General features: G+C 71.8%; 19 protein-coding genes. 11 read left to right on the forward strand and 8 right to left on the reverse strand.

The window, feature by feature from the left end:
- Positions 1-15 precede the first annotated feature (15 nt).
- Positions 16-909, reverse strand: coding sequence for an RNA polymerase sigma factor SigJ (sigJ, locus tag N912_RS0112200; RefSeq protein ID WP_028922645.1), 894 nt, complete (start codon positions 907-909; stop codon positions 16-18).
- A gap of 94 nt (positions 910-1,003) precedes the next feature.
- Between sigJ and N912_RS0112205 the strand changes: the two genes are divergently transcribed.
- Positions 1,004-1,462 (forward strand): carboxymuconolactone decarboxylase family protein, encoded by a 459-nt coding sequence (locus N912_RS0112205; RefSeq protein ID WP_028922646.1) that lies wholly within the window; start codon positions 1,004-1,006, stop codon positions 1,460-1,462.
- On the opposite strand, the gene N912_RS0112210 is transcribed toward N912_RS0112205, so the two are convergent.
- Genes N912_RS0112210 through N912_RS0112225 form a run of 4 tightly spaced genes read right to left on the reverse strand, consistent with a single transcriptional unit; the run spans position 1,451 to position 4,754 of the window.
- Positions 1,451-2,293, reverse strand: a complete 843-nt coding sequence (locus tag N912_RS0112210; protein WP_028922647.1) for a hydrolase — start codon at positions 2,291-2,293, stop codon at positions 1,451-1,453. The two genes, N912_RS0112205 and N912_RS0112210, sit on opposite strands and share 12 nt — an antisense overlap.
- Complete coding sequence (locus N912_RS0112215) at positions 2,268-3,125, reverse strand: amino acid ABC transporter permease (RefSeq protein WP_051580087.1); 858 nt, start codon at positions 3,123-3,125, stop codon at positions 2,268-2,270. Before N912_RS0112215 ends, N912_RS0112210 begins: the two co-directional genes overlap by 26 nt.
- A 17-nt stretch (positions 3,126-3,142) precedes the next feature.
- Entirely contained in the window at positions 3,143-3,787 is a 645-nt protein-coding gene (locus tag N912_RS0112220) for an amino acid ABC transporter permease (RefSeq protein ID WP_028922649.1), read from the reverse strand.
- A gap of 46 nt (positions 3,788-3,833) precedes the next feature.
- On the reverse strand, positions 3,834-4,754 hold the full coding sequence (locus tag N912_RS0112225; RefSeq protein ID WP_051580088.1) for a glutamate ABC transporter substrate-binding protein: 921 nt from the start codon (positions 4,752-4,754) through the stop codon (positions 3,834-3,836).
- 99 nt (positions 4,755-4,853) lie between these two features.
- On the opposite strand from N912_RS0112225, the gene N912_RS0112230 reads away from it, so the two are divergent.
- Positions 4,854-5,759, forward strand: coding sequence for a MurR/RpiR family transcriptional regulator (locus N912_RS0112230; protein WP_028922651.1), 906 nt, complete (start codon positions 4,854-4,856; stop codon positions 5,757-5,759).
- Here N912_RS0112230 and N912_RS0112235 read toward each other — a convergent pair.
- The gene (locus N912_RS0112235; RefSeq protein ID WP_028922652.1) at positions 5,737-6,768 is read right to left on the reverse strand and encodes a zinc-binding dehydrogenase; all 1,032 of its coding nucleotides are present in this window, start codon (positions 6,766-6,768) and stop codon (positions 5,737-5,739) included. The genes N912_RS0112230 and N912_RS0112235 overlap by 23 nt on opposite strands.
- A 148-nt stretch (positions 6,769-6,916) precedes the next feature.
- The gene (locus N912_RS51395; RefSeq protein WP_051580090.1) at positions 6,917-7,591 is read right to left on the reverse strand and encodes a TetR/AcrR family transcriptional regulator; all 675 of its coding nucleotides are present in this window, start codon (positions 7,589-7,591) and stop codon (positions 6,917-6,919) included.
- Positions 7,592-7,694: 103 nt separating this feature from the next.
- On the opposite strand from N912_RS51395, the gene N912_RS0112245 reads away from it, so the two are divergent.
- Entirely contained in the window at positions 7,695-9,287 is a 1,593-nt protein-coding gene (locus tag N912_RS0112245) for an FAD-dependent monooxygenase (protein WP_156993462.1), read from the forward strand.
- On the opposite strand, the gene N912_RS51400 is transcribed toward N912_RS0112245, so the two are convergent.
- Positions 9,270-9,842 carry a TetR/AcrR family transcriptional regulator gene (locus tag N912_RS51400; protein WP_037064256.1) on the reverse strand — a complete coding sequence of 191 codons (573 nt, stop codon included), beginning with the start codon at positions 9,840-9,842 and terminating at the stop codon, positions 9,270-9,272. The two genes, N912_RS0112245 and N912_RS51400, sit on opposite strands and share 18 nt — an antisense overlap.
- Before the next feature lie 422 nt (positions 9,843-10,264).
- Here N912_RS51400 and N912_RS0112255 point away from each other — a divergent pair, with 422 nt between their 5' ends.
- The 8 genes from N912_RS0112255 to N912_RS51405 are packed head-to-tail and all read left to right on the forward strand — an operon-like array spanning position 10,265 to position 17,446.
- On the forward strand, positions 10,265-11,410 hold the full coding sequence (locus tag N912_RS0112255; protein ID WP_028922654.1) for an acyl-CoA dehydrogenase family protein: 1,146 nt from the start codon (positions 10,265-10,267) through the stop codon (positions 11,408-11,410).
- A 47-nt stretch (positions 11,411-11,457) separates the two neighbouring features.
- Positions 11,458-13,008, forward strand: a complete 1,551-nt coding sequence (locus N912_RS0112260) for an AMP-binding protein (protein WP_051580284.1) — start codon at positions 11,458-11,460, stop codon at positions 13,006-13,008.
- A complete protein-coding gene (locus tag N912_RS0112265) occupies positions 13,005-13,478 on the forward strand; it encodes an FAS1-like dehydratase domain-containing protein (protein WP_028922656.1) in 474 nt (157 codons plus the stop codon). Before N912_RS0112260 ends, N912_RS0112265 begins: the two co-directional genes overlap by 4 nt.
- A 3-nt stretch (positions 13,479-13,481) precedes the next feature.
- On the forward strand, positions 13,482-13,907 hold the full coding sequence (locus N912_RS0112270) for a hotdog family protein (protein ID WP_028922657.1): 426 nt from the start codon (positions 13,482-13,484) through the stop codon (positions 13,905-13,907).
- Entirely contained in the window at positions 13,904-14,857 is a 954-nt protein-coding gene (locus N912_RS0112275) for a thiamine pyrophosphate-dependent dehydrogenase E1 component subunit alpha (RefSeq protein WP_028922658.1), read from the forward strand. Before N912_RS0112270 ends, N912_RS0112275 begins: the two co-directional genes overlap by 4 nt.
- Positions 14,854-15,846: an alpha-ketoacid dehydrogenase subunit beta gene (locus N912_RS0112280; RefSeq protein ID WP_028922659.1), complete on the forward strand. Its 993-nt coding sequence runs from the start codon at positions 14,854-14,856 to the stop codon at positions 15,844-15,846. Before N912_RS0112275 ends, N912_RS0112280 begins: the two co-directional genes overlap by 4 nt.
- Positions 15,843-16,091: a biotin/lipoyl-containing protein gene (locus N912_RS0112285; protein WP_028922660.1), complete on the forward strand. Its 249-nt coding sequence runs from the start codon at positions 15,843-15,845 to the stop codon at positions 16,089-16,091. The genes N912_RS0112280 and N912_RS0112285 overlap by 4 nt, the downstream gene beginning before the upstream one ends.
- Entirely contained in the window at positions 16,088-17,446 is a 1,359-nt protein-coding gene (locus N912_RS51405; RefSeq protein WP_051580091.1) for an MmgE/PrpD family protein, read from the forward strand. Before N912_RS0112285 ends, N912_RS51405 begins: the two co-directional genes overlap by 4 nt.
- Positions 17,447-17,484: the final 38 nt, after the last annotated feature.

Raw genomic sequence — 17,484 nt, forward strand, 5'->3', positions numbered from 1 at the left:
GACAGCCTGGTCCGACTAGTCGTCGAGCACGGCGAGGTCGAGGCGGGCGAGGCGTTCCGGGTCGGCCAGGATGTCCAGCTCGACGACCTTGCCGGCGCTGACGGTGAACCCGAGCACCGAGAACGGCCGCCCGTCGCGGGAGGCGACGAGCCCGGCGGCCCCGTTGACCAGCGCCGGCCGTACCCGCGAGCCGGGCGCGCCGAGGCGGGAGTAGGTGATCGCCTGGCGGGCGACCGCGGCGGCGCCCCTGACCTCGGCGGGCGCCCCGACGGCCAGGGCGCCCTGGTCGGCGCGCAGCACCACGTCCGGGTCGAGCACCGCGACCAGCGCGTCGAAGTCGCCGTCCCTGGCCGCCACGAGGAACGCGTCGACCACCTCGCGCTGGCGGTCCAGGTCGGGGTCCGGCACGGGGGCGCTCGCCCGGACGCGACGGCGGGCGCGGCTGGCCAGTTGGCGCGCGGCGGCGGGGGAGCGGCCCACCAGCGGGGCGATCTGCTCGAACGGCACTCCGAAGGTGTCGTGCAGCACGAACGCGAGCCGTTCGGCGGGCGCGAGCGTCTCCAGCACGACCAGCATCGCCAGGCCTACCGAGTCGGCCAGCAGCGCCTCGTGCTCCGGGTCGGTGCCGGTGTCGCGGCTGACCACCGGGTCCGGCACGTGCGGGCCGAGCGGCTCCTCACGGCGCGAGCTTCTGGACCGCAGCATGTCCAGGCAGACCCGGGCCACGGTGGTGGTCAGCCAGCCGCCCAGGTTGTGGATGGCGCCGGAGTCTGAGCGGCTGAGCCGAAGCCAGGCCTCCTGCACGGCGTCGTCGGCCTCGGTCAGGGAGCCGAGCATTCGGTACGCCACCGCCCGCAGGTGGCCCCGGTTCTCCTCGAACCGCGTGGCCAGCCAGTCGCCGTCGTCCATCTGTCACATTCCTCCGTCGCGCTCCGTCAGTGCGGTGACGTACCGGAACCGACGTTTGTGACAACCCCGTGACAACCCAAGGAGACAGCTCATCATGCAGCCACGGATCGAGCACCCGGTCAGGATCTTCCCCGCCGCGATGGACGCGCTGAACGCGCTGGCGAAGTCCTCCGAGGAGGCCGGCCTGCCGGCGCCGCTGGTCCCCATGGTCCACCTGCGCGCCAGCCAGATCAACGGCTGCAGCGTGTGCGTCGAGATGCACTGGCGGGAGCTGGCGCGGGCGGACGGGACGGACAAGCGGGCGATCATGGTCGCGGCCTGGCGGGAGGCGCCGTACTTCACCGACGCCGAGCGCGCCGCGCTGGCCCTCACCGAGGCCACCACCCGGCTCGCCGACCGTCCTGACCCGGTCCCGGACGAGATCTGGGAGGAGGCCGCCAAGCACTACGACGAGCGGGAGCTGGCGGCCCTGCTGCTGGCGATCGCGAACATCAACGTCTGGAACCGGCTCAACGCGGCCACCCGCCACCCGGCCGGGCGCCTACCCGTCTGACCGGAGCACCTCGGCGAAGAACTCCCGCACCGGGTCGAGCACGGCGATGCCGTCGTGCTCGACCCCGGGGACCACGTCGTGGCGGACCTTGACGCGGTGCCGCTCCAGGCTGTCCCGCAGCGCGCGCATCCGGTCCTGGCGGTTGGCGCCCTGCCGGTCCGCGCCGGGCATCCACCGGGGGCCGTCCGGGCGGATGGTGATCTCCCAGGTCGCGGTGTCCTCCGCGCCGATCACCAGCTGCACCGCCACGGCCCGGACGGCGTCCAGGTCGAGCCCGGTCCCGAACCGCTGCTCCAGGTCGCGCACGCCGACCCAGAAGTCCGCCTCGGTGTCCAGCAGGGTGACCACGCCCGGAGCGCCCACCGACACCGCCGCCAGCCGCCGAGGGTGCAGGTACAGGAAGCGGTGCGCGAAGTGGCCGCCGCCGGAGAAGCCGTGCAGCAGGAACCGCTCCGCGCGCACCCGCCAGGTCCGCGCGACCTCGTCCACCATGGCCAGCAGCACCCGGTCGAACCGGATGCCCTCGTACTCGATGAACTTGTAGTTGTCCAGCTCGCCGGGCGTCCCGATGCCGACCGGGAACAGCGGCGCGAGCGCGATGCAGCGGTGCCGCTCGCAGAACTCGGCGAACTCGTCGCGGTAGCGGTGGGCGCCGCGCTCGGTGCCGTGCATCAGCACGACCAGCGGGTACTCGTGGTCGCCGTCCTCGTCGTAGTCGTGCGGGACGTACGCGCAGTAGCTGAACCGCTGGTCGTACTGGGACGCGAAGAACGGCGTGGTGCCGAAGTGGTAGTACGACAGCCTCTTACCGTGCCCCGGCACGTTCCGCATGCGGTAGCTCCTCCTGGTCTTCCTCTTCGATGGTTGGGGGCGCGCGCCGTCGACGTTCCAGCACTCGGGCCAGCCACGACAACAGCAGGTTCAGTGCGACGTAGAGCGCCGCGACGGTCAGGTAGGTGGGCAGCAGGTTCGAGGTGTACTCGCCGAGCACCTTCGCGGAGTCCAGCAGCTCGGGGTAGCTGACCACGTAGCCGAGCGTGGTGTCCTTGAGCAGCGCGACCAGCTGGCTCAGCAGCGCGGGCGCCAACGCCCGCAGGACCTGCGGGATGACCACCGAGGCCATGGTCTGCGCCCGCGTCATGCCCAGCGCCTGCGCCGCCTCGACCTGGCCCCGGTCCAGCGCCAGGATCCCGGCCCGGACGATCTCGGCCAGCACCGCCGTGTTGTGGATGATCAGCGAGAGGGTGAGCTGCCAGAACGGCGGCACCTGCACCCCGGCGACGGGCAGCCCGAGCAGGAACACGTAGATCACCAGCAGCAGCGGTATCGCCCGGAACAGCTCCACGTACGCGGTGGCGACCCGGCTCAGGGGCGCGTACGCCGACAGCCGGGCCAGCGCCACGAGCACCGCCAGCGGGAACGACACCGCCCCGGCCACCGCCGCCGCCATCAGCGTCGAGCCGAGCGCGCGCAGCAGGAACCGCTGGACGGGCCACTCAGTGAACACCGCCCAGCGGTCCGCGTCGAGCTGACCGCGCGTACCCAGGTTCGCCAGCACCACGACCAGCGCCCCGGCCAGCACCAGCACGGTGACCGCCGTGGCCGCCCGGATCCGGCGCCGGGCGCGCGGCCCCGGCGCGTCGAACAGGAACGTCTCGGCCATGGCTGACATCGCGGGCGCTACCGACCGACCCGCAGCCGGCGCTCGACCACCCCGCCGAGCAGCCCGGCGCCCAGCGTGATCAGTACATAGCACAGGCCCGCGCAGAGGAACGCCGGCACCGGCTGCGCATAGTTGACGTTCAGCATCCGGGTGACCCCGGTCAGGTCCATCACGCCGACCGAGGCGGCCAGCGAGGTGCTCAACGCCACCGCGATGAAGATGTTGGTCAGCGGCTGCACCATGGAGCGGAACGCCTGCGGCAGCACCACGTGCACGAGCACCTGCGTGAACGTCATCCCGACCGCGCGCGCCGCCTCCACCTGGCCGACGCCGACGTTGTTCACCCCGGACCGGATCGCCTCGCACACGTACGCCGCCGCGTAGCTGGCCACCCCGGCGACCACCGAGGCGAACAGCGAGACGCTCACCCCGGCGTCCGGCAGCGCGAACACGATGAGCACCAGCAGCATCAGCAGCGGCACGTTGCGGAAGATCTCCACGTAGCCGGTGCCGAGCGCGCGCAGCAGCGGCACCGGGCAGATCCGCGCCACGGCGACGACGGTGCCCAGGACGAGCGCGCAGGCGAACGACAGCACCGTCAGCTCGACGGTGGTGAGCAGACCGCCGCCGATCGCGTCCAGGTTGGCCCAGATGGCGTCCAACGTCGTTGTCCTCCTTTCGTGCCGGTGCCGGTGCCGTTTGCCGTGGTCAGGAGCCGGGGACCGAGCCGATCTCCGGTGGTGCCGGCGGGCCGTCGCGTTCGACGGTGCCGACGGTCGCGCGCCACAGCCGCTGCCAGGTGCCGTCCGCGTAGATCGTGCGCAGCCAGTGGTTCACCACCGCCTTGAGCCGGGGGTCCTGTTTGGACATGCCGATGCCGAACGGGGCGTCCCGGGTCGGCGGCCCGGCGAACTTGACGTCGTCGTGGCGCATCGCGAACCCGGACAGGATGGCGCTGTTGAGGAAGAAGGCGTCCACCCTGCCCTGTTGCAGCGCGCGCAGGCACTGGGTGGCCGAGTCGAAGATGACCTGCCTGGCGCCGGGCTGCAGCCGCCGCAGCGCCTCCGCCGCGACGGCCGGCATCGTGCAGGTGGTCACGCCGTCGAGGTCGGCCAGGCCGTGCACGGCGGTGTTGTCCCTGCGCACCAGGATCGCGCCGCCGCCGATGAGGTAGGGCCCGGCGAAGTCCACCAGCCTGGCCCGCTGCGGGGTGATCTGGTACGTGGCGACGGTGAAGTCGATGGTGCCGTTCTGGATCAGCGCCTCGCGGGTGTCGCTGGTGACGTTCACCCAGCTCACGTCCGGCCGGCCGGTGAGGTACTTGGCGAGCATCCGCGCCAGCGAGGCGTCGAAGCCGGTGTACTCGCCGGTCATCGGGTCCTTCAGGGAGTAGAGCGGGACGTCGTAGCCGGCGCCGATGCTGACCGTGCCGCGCCGCCTGATCGCCTGCGCGGCCGGGCTGGCCGCCAGGTCCGCGTCGGTGGCCACCGGAGCCGCGTCGACGGCCGCCCGCACCGCGCGCTGGTCGCCACCGGACGCCTTGTCGTATCGCGAGCTGACCCCGCCGCAGCCTCCGGTGATGAGTGCGGCGATGACCAGCACGGTGACGACGAGCGTCCTTGCCCGCATGGCGCGTTCCTCGGATCGACTGTAATGATGACTACCGATCTGTCGTATCTGCTACAGTAGCCGTGTGTCGCAGACATCACAAGGGGAGCGCGAGATGTAATGAGTACTACAGATCCCGGGGAGGCCCCGCTGGCGCGCCGCATCGCGGAGCGGGCCGACGTGCTGACGCCGACCGAGCTGATGGTCGCCGAGTACCTGCGCGCCCGCTCCGAGGAGGTGCTGTTCGCCACCGCCGAGCAGCTCGCCAAGGCCGCCGGCACCAGCGATGCCACCGTGATCCGCACCGCGAAGGCGCTGGGCTACTCCGGGCTGCCCGAGCTCAAGCACGACGTGGGCGGTTACCTGGTGCGGGTGCGCCGGCCCGCCGTCCGGCTGGCGCAGCGCATCGAGCACGCCGGCGAGTCGGCCGGGCTGCTCGACTCGGTGTTCGCCGAGGCCGCCGAGCGGCTGGCCGAGACCCGCCGGCTGCTGCGCACCGAGGAGGTCCAGCGCGCGGTGGACCTCCTGGCCGGGGCCACCGAGGTGGTCGGCTACGGCGTCGGGATCTCCGCGCTGGTCGCCGAGTACCTGACGACCAGGCTGACCAGGGTCGGCGTGCGCGCCCGGGCGGCCGGCGCCACCGGGTTCCGGCTCGCCGACGAGCTGCTGGCGCTCGCCGGGGGCGACGTGTTGGTGATCTACGCGCCGGGCCGGATGCTCCCCGAGCTGGACGTCATCCTGGACCACGCCGCCGAGGTCGGCGCCCGGGTGGTGCTGGTCTCCGACTCGCTGGGCGCGCGCCTCGGCGACCGGGTCACCGTCGCGCTGCCGGCCGTGCACTCCGGCAGCGGGCTGACCGGTGAGTGCCTCGCCTCCACCGTGCTCACCGACACGCTCGTACTCGGCGTCGCCGCCCGCGACGAGCACCGCTCGACGGCGGCATCCGACCTGCTCACCGGCCTGCGCGGGCGGCTGTCGTCCCCACCGCCGCGCCGGCCGAGGGTCAGGGACGGACCAGCACCTTGAGCGCCGTGCGGTCGTTCATGGCGCGGTAGCCGTCGGCGATGTCCTCCAGCTTGACGGTGCTGTCGAAGACCCGGCCCGAAGGGAGCAGGCCGGCCAGCGCGTCGGGCAGGAACTCGGGGATGTACGCCCGCGCCGGCGCCACCCCGCCGGTGATGGTCAGGTTGCGCAGGAACACATCGAAGTCCAGCCGGGCGTCCCGGTACTGGGGCACGCCCACCCTGGCGATCGTGCCGGCATCGCGCGCCACGCCGAGCGCGGTCTCGAACGCGTCGACGGTGCCCACGCACTCCAGCACGTGCGGCGCGCCGTCGCCGGTCAGCTCGCGCACCCTGGCCACCGCCGGCTCGCCGCGCTCGGCGACGACGTCGGTGGCGCCGAACTCGCGGCCCAGGTCGGTGCGGTCGGGGTGGCGGCCCATGAGCACGATCCGGTTGGCGCCGCGGCGGTGGGCGGCGAGCACGGCGGACAGGCCCACGGCGCCGTCGCCGATCACCACCACGGTGGCGCCCTGACCCACCCCGGCCCGCACGGCGGCGTGGTGGCCGGTGGGGAACACGTCGGACAGCGACAGCAGCGCCGGCATGTGCTCCTCGGCGGTGTCGGCGGGCAACTTCACCAGCGTGCCGTCCGCCTGAGGCGCGCGCACCGCCTCGCCGTGCGCGCCGTCCACGTCGCCGACCGCCCAGCGCCCGCCGTTGCGGCACGAGCTGGTCCACCCGGCGCGGCAGTACTCGCAGGTGTTGTCGCTCCACAGGAACGGCGCGAGCACCAGGTCGCCGGCGCGCACGGTGGTCACCTCGGCGCCGGTCTCCTCGACCACGCCGATGAACTCGTGCCCGATGCGCTGGCCACCGGGCGGCGGCGCGGCGCTCCTGTACTTCCACAGGTCGCTGCCGCAGACGCAGGTCAGCGTGACGCGCACGATCGCGTCCGTCGGGTGCAGCAGTGCCGGGTCGGGCACGTCTTCGACCCGGACGTCGCCGGGGCCGTGGATGACTGTCGCTCGCATGGCTGCCTCATTCCTCGGGTAGCTGATTCTGGGCGCGCGGGATCGCGGGGTTTGCGCAGGGTCACAGCGAGAGGGCGGCGGCAGCGGCCGTGGGGCGCCGGCTCGGGACGTGAGCATGATCGAGGCGCGCGGCCGCACCTCATGCGTATCAGCCGCGGTCGGGCCCACGCAAGTCGTCCGGACCCGTCTCACACCGGGCGGACCCGTTCAGCCGGGTGATGAGCGGCCAGAAGAGGTCGTCGACGATCGACCGGATCCGTTCGGGGGAGATCGGCCGCAGGGTCATCAGGATGTCGTGGCGGATGAGCTGGAACGGCAGTTCGAGCAGGTCCGTCGGGATCCGCGCGAGGTCGATCTCGCCGCGGTCGTGAGCCCGGCGGTACACCTCGTCGGATCGGTGCGGGCGGTCGCCGAGCATGATGAGGCGGGCCTCCTCCGGGGTGAGCCCGGTGTTGTGGTGCAGGCCCGCGAACGTCGCGCCGATGAGCGTCGCGAACTCCGTCCGTTCGGCGTTGACGGTCGTGAGCAGCGCGAGCACGTCGTCGCGCAGGTTGCCGGTGTCCGGGACCGCCACCGGATGGGTGTCGCCGTAGTGGCGGACGGCGGCGAGCACGAGGTCGTTCTTGTCCGCCCAGCGGCGGTAGAGCACCGCGACCCCGCTCCTCGCGCGGTCCGCGACGGACTCCATGGTCAGCTTCGCAAAGCCGACCGCGACCAGCTCCTCCCAGGCCGCCGTGAGCAGCGCGTGCTCCAGCTCGGCCCCTCGGCGGCGGCGTTTGACCGCGTCGGCGGTCGTCGTGGACGCGGCTCGCTCGCTGGGCATGTCGTCCAGAATAAGAGAGGTTTGCATTCCTTCGCCAGCGACCGTACCGTCGGAAATAAGAAACGAAACCAACTCTTAACGCGAACGCGGGAGCGGAAGGATCATGATGTTCGACGTCGTCATCGTCGGGGGAGGGCCGGTCGGGCTGTTCCTCGCCTGCGAGCTCAAGCTGGCCGGGGTCGACCCGGTGGTGCTGGAGCGGCTGCCCGAAGCGAGCCAGGCGCACAAGGCCAACGGGTTCACCGGCCAGGTGGTGCGCCTGATGGATCACCGGGGCCTGTTCGAGCGGTGCGGCGGTACGGGGGCGCCGACGCCCGCGCCGGTGTTCTACTTCGGGGCGATGCCGCTGCCGCTGCGGACGCTCGGCGCGGACAACCCGATGCACTTCCTGCAGGTCAACCAGCGTGACCTCGAGCGCGTGCTCGGCGAGCGGGCGTCCGAGCTGGGCGTGGACGTGCGCCGTGAGCACGAGGTCCGTTCCCTCACCCAGTCGGACGACCACGTCGAGCTGCTCACCGTGACCAGCGACGGCAGGGGCACCCGGCTCACGGCCCGGTTCGTCGTCGGCTGCGACGGCGGCCACAGCGTGGTCCGCAAGCGGTCGGGGATCGCGTTCCCCGGGCTCGTCGACGAACGGATCGTCTCCCGCACGGCCCACATCGCGCCGACCGGGCAGATCAGGCCGGCGTCGGCCGAGCGGTCCAGACAGGCGCTGAGCGGGCGGATCCTGATCGACGGCTACGGCGCGATCGACGGGAACTTCCATCGGACGGAGCGCGGGGTCATCGGGATCGCGCTGTTCGACCCCGAACGCCCCCTCATCAACACCCTCGAGTGGGAGGACCATCCGGACGGCAGCTTCCCCGGCCCCGGCGCCCCCATGACGCTGGCCGAGATGCAGGCCAGCGTCGAGCGGGTGCTGGACGTGAACGTCCCCCTGTACCCGCCCCCGGACGGCGCACCGACCCTGCTGCGCCGTATCACCGGGCGGAACACGCGCCTGGCCGAGCGGTATCGCGACCGCCGGGTATTCCTCGCCGGCGACGCCGCCCACGTGCACCCGGCCACCGGCGGCCCCGGCCTCAACCTCGGGCTGCAGGACGCCGCCAACCTCGCCTGGAAGCTCGCGGCCCACCTGCACGGCTGGGCTCCCGACGGGCTGCTCGACAGCTACCAGGCCGAACGCCGCGCGCTCGGTCAGCGGGTCTACATGCAGACGCAGTCCCAGACGGCCCTGATGGCGCCCGGCAGCGCCGTGACCGCCCTGCGGGAGCTGTTCACCGAGATGCTGAACGGCCGGGAGAACCTGCGGATGATCGCCGACCTGATGGCCGGCGCCGACGTCCGCTACGACATGGGCGAGCCGGACCCGGCCCCGGTGACCGGGTGGTTCGCGCCGAGCCTGGAGCTGACCACCGAAGACGGACGCCGGTGCCGCCTCGCCGAGCTGCGCCGCGGCGCCCGACCGCTGCTCCTGGACCTCACCGGCGACGCGCAGCTCGCCGAGGCACTGTCACCCTGGGCCGACCGGGTCGACTCGGTGGCCGCCCACACCCCGACCCCTCCGGCTCCCGCGCTGCTCATCCGCCCCGACGGCTACGTCGCCTGGGCCGGAGCCGACCCCGACGGCCTGTGCGCCGCACTGAGCCGCTGGTTCGGCACACCCCTGCGAGCCGGGTCAGGCGCGCAGGCCTGAGTACGCGTAGTCCCAGAAGGCGTCGGCGACCTCGGCGGCGGTGAGCGCGCCGTCGGGCCGGTACCACTGGTAGGCCCAGTTGCTCATGCCGAACAGCGCGCGGCTGAACAGCTCCGGGCTCACCTCGCGGAACGTGCCGGAGCTGATGCCGCCTCGGATGACGTCGCGGATCATCGCCTCGTACCGCTGGCGCTTCTGGGTCGCCACCGCCTGGTCGGCGTCGGGCAGCTCGCGGTGGTTCTCGAAGAACACCCGGCACTGGCCCCGGCGGGTGGAGATGTTGTGCAGGAAATCGTGAATGACGCCGCGCAGCATCTCGGCCTCGCCCACCTGGGCGTCGATCCGTGCCTGCTGGCTCTGGATCAGGCCGTCGATGAGCTCTTCGTGCATGTACCACAGGAGATCCGTCTTGCTCCGGAAGTAGTGGTACAGGGTGGGCTTGCCGATTCCCACGGCCGCCGCGATCTCGTCCATCGAGGAGCCGGTGTAGCCTCGCCGCTCGAACAGGTCCGCCGCCGCCCGGATGATCTCAGCGCGTCGTTCGTCTTTGGACATGTTGCGACGCTCTGTCCGTCGCGCCGAAACTGACATTGTTGTTTTCCCCGCTTCGTCCCTATGTGTTCATAATGCGGACCCCACTAGAGCGTGCCCAGGCTGGCAGGGATATTACCAGTTCGGCCGTCCGGCCCGCGGCCGACCGATTGCCGGGGCCGCCGAGCCGCCCTCGTCGGGTGGTGAATGTGACCGGCCCGAGACATTTTCACGGCGCCCTGCCCGGTCGCCGGCGGCGGTGCGCGGGCGGGGTCGACCCGGCCTCGCCGGGCACGCTGGCTGAGCACCGGGAACGCCGCCAGGCGCCAGATCGCCGCTCGTCAGAGCGTTGACAGTGCCGCGATCGTGTGGGATGGTCGATACCCGACCGACTGGTCGGTCGTGACGAAGGTTTCATCGGTGAGGCCGGCGGAAGGTGGCACGGCGTGGACTTCAGCATCCCGTCCGAGCTCGACATGTTCGTCGATTCCGTGCGTCAGTTCCGCGAGAAGGAGCTCATGCCGCTGGAGCATCAGTTCCTGCTCGACGGGAAATTCAGCTCGGAGCAGCGGACCGAGCTGGAGGAGCGCGCCAGGCGGCAGGGTTTCTGGGCGCTCGACGTGCCCGAGGAGTACGGCGGGCAGGGGATGGGAACGCTCGCCACCTGTCTTGTCGCCGAGGAGCTCTACAAACATCCGGCCATGTTCGACTTCGGCGGAAGCCCCGAACCTGTGCTGTACGAGGGAACGGAGCAACAAAAGCAGAAATACCTGTATCCGGTCATCGAAGAGGGCAAGCGCAGCTGTTATGCGTTCACCGAGCCGGGGACGGGCTCGGACTTCGCGCGAATCACCACGACGGCGGTGAGCAAGGGAGACGAATGGGTCATCAACGGCACGAAGATCTTCATTTCGGAGGCGGACCGGGCTGACTTCTGCATCCTGTTCGCCAGCACCGACCCGGCCGCCGGCGGCCGGGGGATCACGTGCTTCCTGGTCGACAAGGACACCCCCGGCTTCGAGCTGTCCCGGCCGATCCCGACCATGGGCGACAACTGGGAGCCGCACGAGCTGTCGTTCCGGGACTGCGTGGTGCCGGACTCGGCGCGCCTGGGCGAGGTGGGCGGCGGCTGGTCGCTGGCCAGCGAGCAGCTTACCCACGGGCGGCTGCGCATCGCCGCGTACCAGCTGGGGATCGCACAGCGCTGCATCGACCTGGCCACCGACTGGGCCAAGCAGCGGGTGACCTGGGGCAAGCCGATCGCCACCCGGCAGGCCGTGCAGTTCATGCTGGCCGACTCGGTGGTCGAGCTGGACGCGGCCCGGATGCTGGTCTACCGGGCGGCGTGGATGGCCGACGAGGGCCGGCCGATACGCAACGAGGCGTTCATGGCCAAGCTGTACGCCACCGAGATGGCGCAGCGTGTCACCGATCGGTGTCTACAGATCTTCGGCGGGCTCGGGTACAGCAGGGAGCTACCGATCCAGAGCTTCTACCGGCAGGTCCGGGTGTGGCGGATCGGGCACGGTACGGCGGAGATCCATCGCTGGATGATCGCGCGGAACCTGCTCGGGCTCTCCTCACGGGACTGACCGGGGTCCGGGCGCCGACGACGGGACAAAGGAGTTCGGGCGTGGACATGGTCGGGAACCGCACGTTGTCAGATCTGCTGGTGGAGCGGACGCGGCGCCATCCGGAGCGCCCAGCGCTGGTCGTCGAGGACCGCGCGGGCGAGGTCACCGGCTACAGCTACGACGAGCTGCTCGACGCGGTGCGCCGGGCCGCCGCCGGGCTGTCCGAGCTGGGCATCGGCCCTGGCGACGCGGTGGTGCTGCAGCTGCGCAACAGCGCGGAGTTCGTGTTCGCCTGGCTCGGGCTGGCCTGGCTCGGCGCGGTGTCGGTGCCGTCCAACGTGGCCAACGCGGCGGCCGAGCTGACCTACCTGGCCGAGTTCTCCGAGGCCGTTGGCTACATCACCGAGCCGGACTACGCCGGCACGTTCGACGAGATCCTGCCCGGCCTGCCCCGGATGCGGCACCGGATCCTGGCTCGCACGGCTGACGCAGGCGGCGGCGTGCTCTTCGACGACCTGTTGAAGCACCCGCCGCTGCCGCCGGACTCCTCGGCGCCCGGCGCGGAGCAGGTGCTGGAGATGATCTTCACGTCCGGCACCACCGCGCGCCCCAAGGCGGTCATGCTCACCCACGCCAACCTGCTGTGGGCCGGCGAGCGGGTGGTCAGGGGCGCGGCGCTGGCCGAGGGCGACCGGCTGATCACCGCGCTGCCGATGTTCCACATCAACGCCCAGGAGATCACCGAGCTGGCCGCGCTGACCGTCGGCGGCACCGCCGTGCTGGTGGAGGAGTACCGCGCGAGCAAGTTCTGGTCGCAGCTGCGCCGGCACCGGGCGAACGCGGTGAGCCTGGTCGCGATGCAGGTCAGGACGCTGCTGGCGCAGCCGGAGACGAACGGCGACGCCGAGCACGAGCTGCGCAGGGTGATCTACGCGATCAACGTCAGCGACTCGGAGAAGGAGGAGTTCGAGCGGCGGTTCGGGGTCGAGCTGTGCAACGGCTACGGCCTGTCCGAGGGGGGCACGGTGGTCACCTTCGCGCCGCCGTTCGGGGACAAGCGCTGGCCCTCGATCGGGCTGCCCAACGGCGACCGGCAGGTGCGGATCGTCGACGAGCTCGGCCAGGACCTGCCGCCCGGCGGGGTCGGGGAGATCATCGTGTCCGGGGTGCCCGGGCGGACCCTGATGAAGGGCTACTTCAAGGACCCGGCCGCCACCGCCGCCGCCATGCGCGACGGCTGGCTCTACACCGGTGACTTCGGCTATCTCGACGAAAAGGGCTATGCGTATTTCGTCGATCGCAAGAAGGATCTCATCAAAAGGGCCGGGGAGAACGTGTCGGCCAGCGAGGTGGAGTTCGCGCTGTCCGAGCATCCGTCGATAGCCGAGGCGGCGGTGGTCGGGGCGCCGGACCCGATTCGGGACGAGGAGGTCGTGGCGTTCGTGGTGGCCGTCCAGGGGGCGGAGCTGACCGTCGAGGAGATCCAGGAGCACTGCCGTTCCCGGATCGCCTCGTTCAAGGTCCCCACGACCGTGCACATCGTCCCGGAACTGCCGAAGACGTCGATCGGAAAGATTGAGAAGAAAGTGCTGAGACAGCGGGTGGCGTCGGTATGAGCGACTTCGACGCGGCGTACGACGCGATACGGGCCAAGGTCGGTGACGTGACGACGACGCGTATCGGGCCGATTCGGGCGTTGGACTTCCAGCGGTTCGCGGTGGCCAGCGGGGAAACGCCGGGACGGTATGACGAACACGCGCCGCCGCTGTTCCTGACCAGTGTGCTCGGCTGGGGCGACGGTCCGGTCGATGACGAGCTGCGCCCGGACGGGACGGGCACCGAGGAGACCGCCGACCTGCCGCTTTCCGGTTTGCGGCTGATGGGCGCCGGGCAGGAGCTGGAGTTCGGCGAGCCGCTGTGCGACGGGGTCACGGTGACGGTGGAGACGTCGATCGCGGACGTCCAGCTGAAAGAGGGGAGATCCGGGCGGTTGATGCTGCTCACCATTCTGCGCGCCTACTCCGACGAGTCGGGGCGGCGGCTGGTCACCTGCCGGGAGAACTTCATCGCGCGGCCGGGGGTGTGAGCCGTGTATTTCGAGGACGTGGAGGTGGGCGCCGCGATCGAACCGGTCACGGTCCGGCCCACCACCGTTCAGCTGTTCCGGTTCAGCGCGGTCACCTGGAACGCGCACCGGATCCATTACGACACCGCGTACGCGCGCGCCGAGGGATATCCCGACGTGTTGGTGCAGTCGCATCTGCACGGCTGTTTCCTGGCCCGTACCGCATTGGAATGGGCGGGGCCGGCGGCGCGGCTGCGGAAGTTCAGTTGGCAGAACCGGCATCTCGCGGTCCCGGACGACAAGCTCACCTGCACCGGGCAGGTCGTGAACCGAATTGTCGACGACTCCGGGGCCGGGCTCGTCGAATGCGCGCTGGAGGAGCGCAACGGCGACGGCGTGCTGTGCGCCCCCGGGACGGCCGTGCTGGAGCTTCCTCGGAGGGGTGGATGACTGACACCGAGACCCGGCTGTACCGGACCATGGCCCGGATCCGGCACTTCGAGCTGGCCGCGTCCCGGCTGATGGCGTCCGGGAAGCTGGCCGGCTCGCTGCACGTGTCGATCGGGCAGGAGGCCGTCGCGGCCGGCGTCTGCGACACGCTGCGGACCAGCGACTACATCACCACCACCCACCGGGGCCACGGCCACTGCATCGCCAAGGGCGGCGGGCTGGAGCCGATGATGGCCGAGCTGTTCGGCCGGGAGGGCGGGTACTGCGGCGGCCGGTCCGGGTCCATGCACATCGCCGACCCGCGCGCCGGCATCCTGGGCGCGAACGCGATCGTCGGCGCCGGCATCCCGATCGCGCTGGGCGGGGCGTTCGCGGCGATGCGGCGCGGCGACCACGGCGTGGCGGTGGCGTTCTTCGGCGAGGGCGCGGTCGCGCAGGGCGTGTTCCACGAGTCGCTGAACCTGGCGGCGCTGTGGCGGCTGCCGGTGGTGTTCGTCTGCGAGAACAACCTGTACGCGGAGCTGACCCCCGTCGGCGTGCACCTGGCCGCCGAGCGGGTGGCCGACCTGGCCTCGGCGTACCGGATCCCGGCCAGCCAGGTGGACGGCAACGACGCGCTCGCGGTGCGCGCGGAGGCGGCGAAGGCCGTCCAGCGGGCCCGGGACGGCGACGGGCCGACCCTGCTGGAGTGCATGACCTATCGCTGGCACGGCCACTTCGAGGGCGACCCGCAGCGCTACCGGGACGCCGAGGAGGTCCAGCGCTGGAAGGACGCCGACCCGCTGGTCAAGCTGGCCGCCGCCGCGCCGGACCGCGCCGACGCCTTCGCGCGGGTCGAAGCGGAAGCCGAGCGCGAGGTCGCGGAGGCCGTCGAAGCGGCCCAGCGCGCGCCCGAGCCACCGCCGTCCTCGGTGCTGGCCGACGTCTACGCGGCAGAGGGGGTCAGGTGAGCCGGGTCAAGTACTGGCAGGCGGTGAACTCCGCGCTGCGCGAGGAGCTGGCGCGCGACCAGCGGGTGCACCTGTTCGGCGAGGACGTCGGCGCCCCCGGCGGGCCGTTCGGGGCGACCCGGAACCTGCAGGCGGAGTTTGGCGAGTGGCGGGTGCGCGACACCCCGATCAGCGAGGGCGTGATCACCGGGCTGGCGGTGGGCTCGGCGATGGCCGGGCTGCGGCCGGTCGCGGAGATCATGTACTTCGACTTCATGACGCTGGCCATGGACCAGCTGGTGAACCAGGCCGCCAAGATGCGCTACATGTCGGCCGGCGGGTTCTCCGTGCCGCTGACCATCCGCACCCTGTGCGGCGCCGGCCGGGGCTCCGGGCCGCAGCACTCGCAGAGCCTGGAGGCCTGGCTCGCCTCGGTGCCCGGGCTGAAGGTGGTCTGGGGCGGCACCCCGGCCGACGCGAAGGGCCTGCTCAAGTCCGCCATCAGGGACGACGACCCGGTGGTGGTGATCGAGAGCGTGTCGCAGTGGACCCAGCGCGGCGAGGTGCCCGACGACCCGGAGGCGCTGGTGCCGATCGGCGCCGGGCTGGTCCGCCGGTCGGGGCAGGACCTGACGCTGGTCTGTTGGGGCGGCACCGTGGCCCGGGCGGTGGCCGCCGCCGAGACGCTCGCCGACGAGCACGGCGTCGACGCCGAGGTGCTGGACCTGCGCACGCTCAGCCCGCTGGACCGGCCGCTGATCCTGGGCTCGCTGAACAAGACGGGCCGGCTGGTGGTCGTCCAGGACGCGACGGGGCCGTGCAGCATCGGCTCGGAGGTCGTCCGGCTGGCCGCCACCGAGGGGTTCGGGTCGCTGCGCGCGCCGGCGGTGCTGCTCAGCGCGCCGTTCGCGCCGGTGCCGTTCCCGCCCGGGCTGGAGCGCGAGTACTACCCGCAGGCCGACGACCTGGTCGCGGCGGTGCTCGCCGCGCTGGAGAGGACCCCCGCGTGACCGAGATTGTCGTCCCGAAGTGGGGCGTGACCATGGACGAGGCGACCCTGCTGCAGTGGCTCAAGCAGGTCGGCGACCAGGTCGCGGTGGACGAGCCGGTGGCCGAGATGGAGACCGACAAGGCCACCGCCGAGGTGCTCAGCCAGGCCAGCGGCCGGATCGTCGAGCTGTGCGTGGCCGAGGGCGAGGACGTGGTGCCCGGCCAGGTGATCGCCCGGTTGTCGACGGATGGGGGCTCCCAGTGACTGTCACCCACACGCGCACCACCAGCCAGCTCGTGGCCGAGTTCGTGGCCGGCTTCGAGTTCGCCGACGCGCCCCCCGACGTGCGGGAGAAGGCCAAGGTCACCCTGCTGCACGACCTGGGCGTCGGGCTCGCCGGCCACCGGCTAGCCGAGACGGCGTTCGCGCTGGCCAAGGACGTCGGCGCGGCCCCCAACGGCGGCGGCGCGCGGCTTCCGGTGGACGGCACGAGCGTGACGGTGGACATGGCGGCGCTGGCCACCGGAGCCATGGTGCACGCCCGTACCCAGGACGACACCCAGCTCGCCATCTCCACCCACCTCGGTGCCACCACGCTGCCCGCCCTGCTCGCCCTGGGCGACCGTTCCGACAGTTCGGGCACGGAGCTGCTCACCGCGATGGTCGCCGGCTACGAGGCGGCGTCCGCGATCGCCGAGGCGCACGCCGCCGACTCCACCGCGCGCGGCTTCCGGGCCAGCAGCATCTACGGCCCGCTCGCCTCGGCCGCCGCCTGCGCCCGCCTGCTCGGCCTGAACCAGGAGCAGACGACCTCCGCGCTCGGACTGGCGGCCGGTTTCGGCGGCGGCACCAACCAGACCTGGGTGGCCGGCACCCAGGAGTGGCGCTACCAGGTCGGCATGGCCAGCCGCAACGGCATGACCGCAGCGCTGCTGGCCGCCAGGGGCGTGACCGGCGCCCCGGACGCGCTGGAGGGCGCCGCCGGCCACTACCGCTCGTTCGCCGGCACCCAGCCGGCCGAGCCCGCCGGCGCCGACCTGGGCGAGCGGTGGCGGACCCGCGACGTCACCTACAAGCCGTTCCCGGTGTGCGCGATCAACCAGGTACCGGTCACCGTGATGGTCGACCTGGTGACCACCCACGACGTGCACCCCGAGCAGGTGGCCGACGTGGAGCTGCGGCTGGCCCCGGTGGACGCGGCCTACCCGGGCACCGACACCCACGGCCCGTTCACCGACGTCGGCGGCACCCTGATGAGCGCGCCGTACTGCCTCGCGGTGGCCATCCGCCGGCGCACCGTCGTGCTGGACGACCTCTACGGCTTCGACGACACCGAGCTGATGGGCCTGGCCGACCGGATCCAGGTGATCCCGGACGAGACGCTGACCACCGGCTCCTGTCGGATCACCGTGCGGCTGCGCGACGGCGCCTCGGTGTCCGACTCCTTTCTGCCGGGCCCGGACACCTTCAACTGGGGCCGCGACGAGGCCGCCGACCGGCTCCGCCAGATCGCAGGCGAGATGCCGCTGTCCCCGGCCGGCCTGGACGAGTTCATCGCCGTCGTGCTCGACCTGGACAACCGCACGGTTCGTGAACTGATCGACAAGACCCTGCCCTGAGCCCCGGGAACTCCTCAGCGACGAGGAAAGCGAGAAGG

The sequence above is a fragment of the Actinospineispora acaciae DSM 45401 genome, from assembly GCF_000620785.1.
Classification (GTDB): domain Bacteria; phylum Actinomycetota; class Actinomycetes; order Mycobacteriales; family Pseudonocardiaceae; genus Pseudonocardia; species Pseudonocardia acaciae.

What these genes read in the sequence shown, in the direction of transcription:
- N912_RS0112245 (WP_156993462.1), top strand. Translation starts at nt 7,695, where the DNA reads ATGATGTTCGACGTCGTCATCGTCGGGGGAGGGCCGGTCGGGCTGTTC.
- N912_RS0112235 (WP_028922652.1), bottom strand. Translation starts at nt 6,768, where the DNA reads ATGCGAGCGACAGTCATCCACGGCCCCGGCGACGTCCGGGTCGAAGAC.
- N912_RS0112230 (WP_028922651.1), top strand. Translation starts at nt 4,854, where the DNA reads ATGAGTACTACAGATCCCGGGGAGGCCCCGCTGGCGCGCCGCATCGCG.
- N912_RS0112265 (WP_028922656.1), top strand. Translation starts at nt 13,005, where the DNA reads ATGAGCGACTTCGACGCGGCGTACGACGCGATACGGGCCAAGGTCGGT.
- N912_RS0112275 (WP_028922658.1), top strand. Translation starts at nt 13,904, where the DNA reads ATGACTGACACCGAGACCCGGCTGTACCGGACCATGGCCCGGATCCGG.
- N912_RS0112225 (WP_051580088.1), bottom strand. Translation starts at nt 4,754, where the DNA reads ATGCGGGCAAGGACGCTCGTCGTCACCGTGCTGGTCATCGCCGCACTC.
- N912_RS51400 (WP_037064256.1), bottom strand. Translation starts at nt 9,842, where the DNA reads ATGTCCAAAGACGAACGACGCGCTGAGATCATCCGGGCGGCGGCGGAC.
- N912_RS0112205 (WP_028922646.1), top strand. Translation starts at nt 1,004, where the DNA reads ATGCAGCCACGGATCGAGCACCCGGTCAGGATCTTCCCCGCCGCGATG.
- sigJ (WP_028922645.1), bottom strand. Translation starts at nt 909, where the DNA reads ATGGACGACGGCGACTGGCTGGCCACGCGGTTCGAGGAGAACCGGGGC.
- N912_RS0112260 (WP_051580284.1), top strand. Translation starts at nt 11,458, where the DNA reads ATGGTCGGGAACCGCACGTTGTCAGATCTGCTGGTGGAGCGGACGCGG.
- N912_RS51395 (WP_051580090.1), bottom strand. Translation starts at nt 7,591, where the DNA reads ATGCCCAGCGAGCGAGCCGCGTCCACGACGACCGCCGACGCGGTCAAA.
- N912_RS0112215 (WP_051580087.1), bottom strand. Translation starts at nt 3,125, where the DNA reads ATGGCCGAGACGTTCCTGTTCGACGCGCCGGGGCCGCGCGCCCGGCGC.
- N912_RS0112210 (WP_028922647.1), bottom strand. Translation starts at nt 2,293, where the DNA reads ATGCGGAACGTGCCGGGGCACGGTAAGAGGCTGTCGTACTACCACTTC.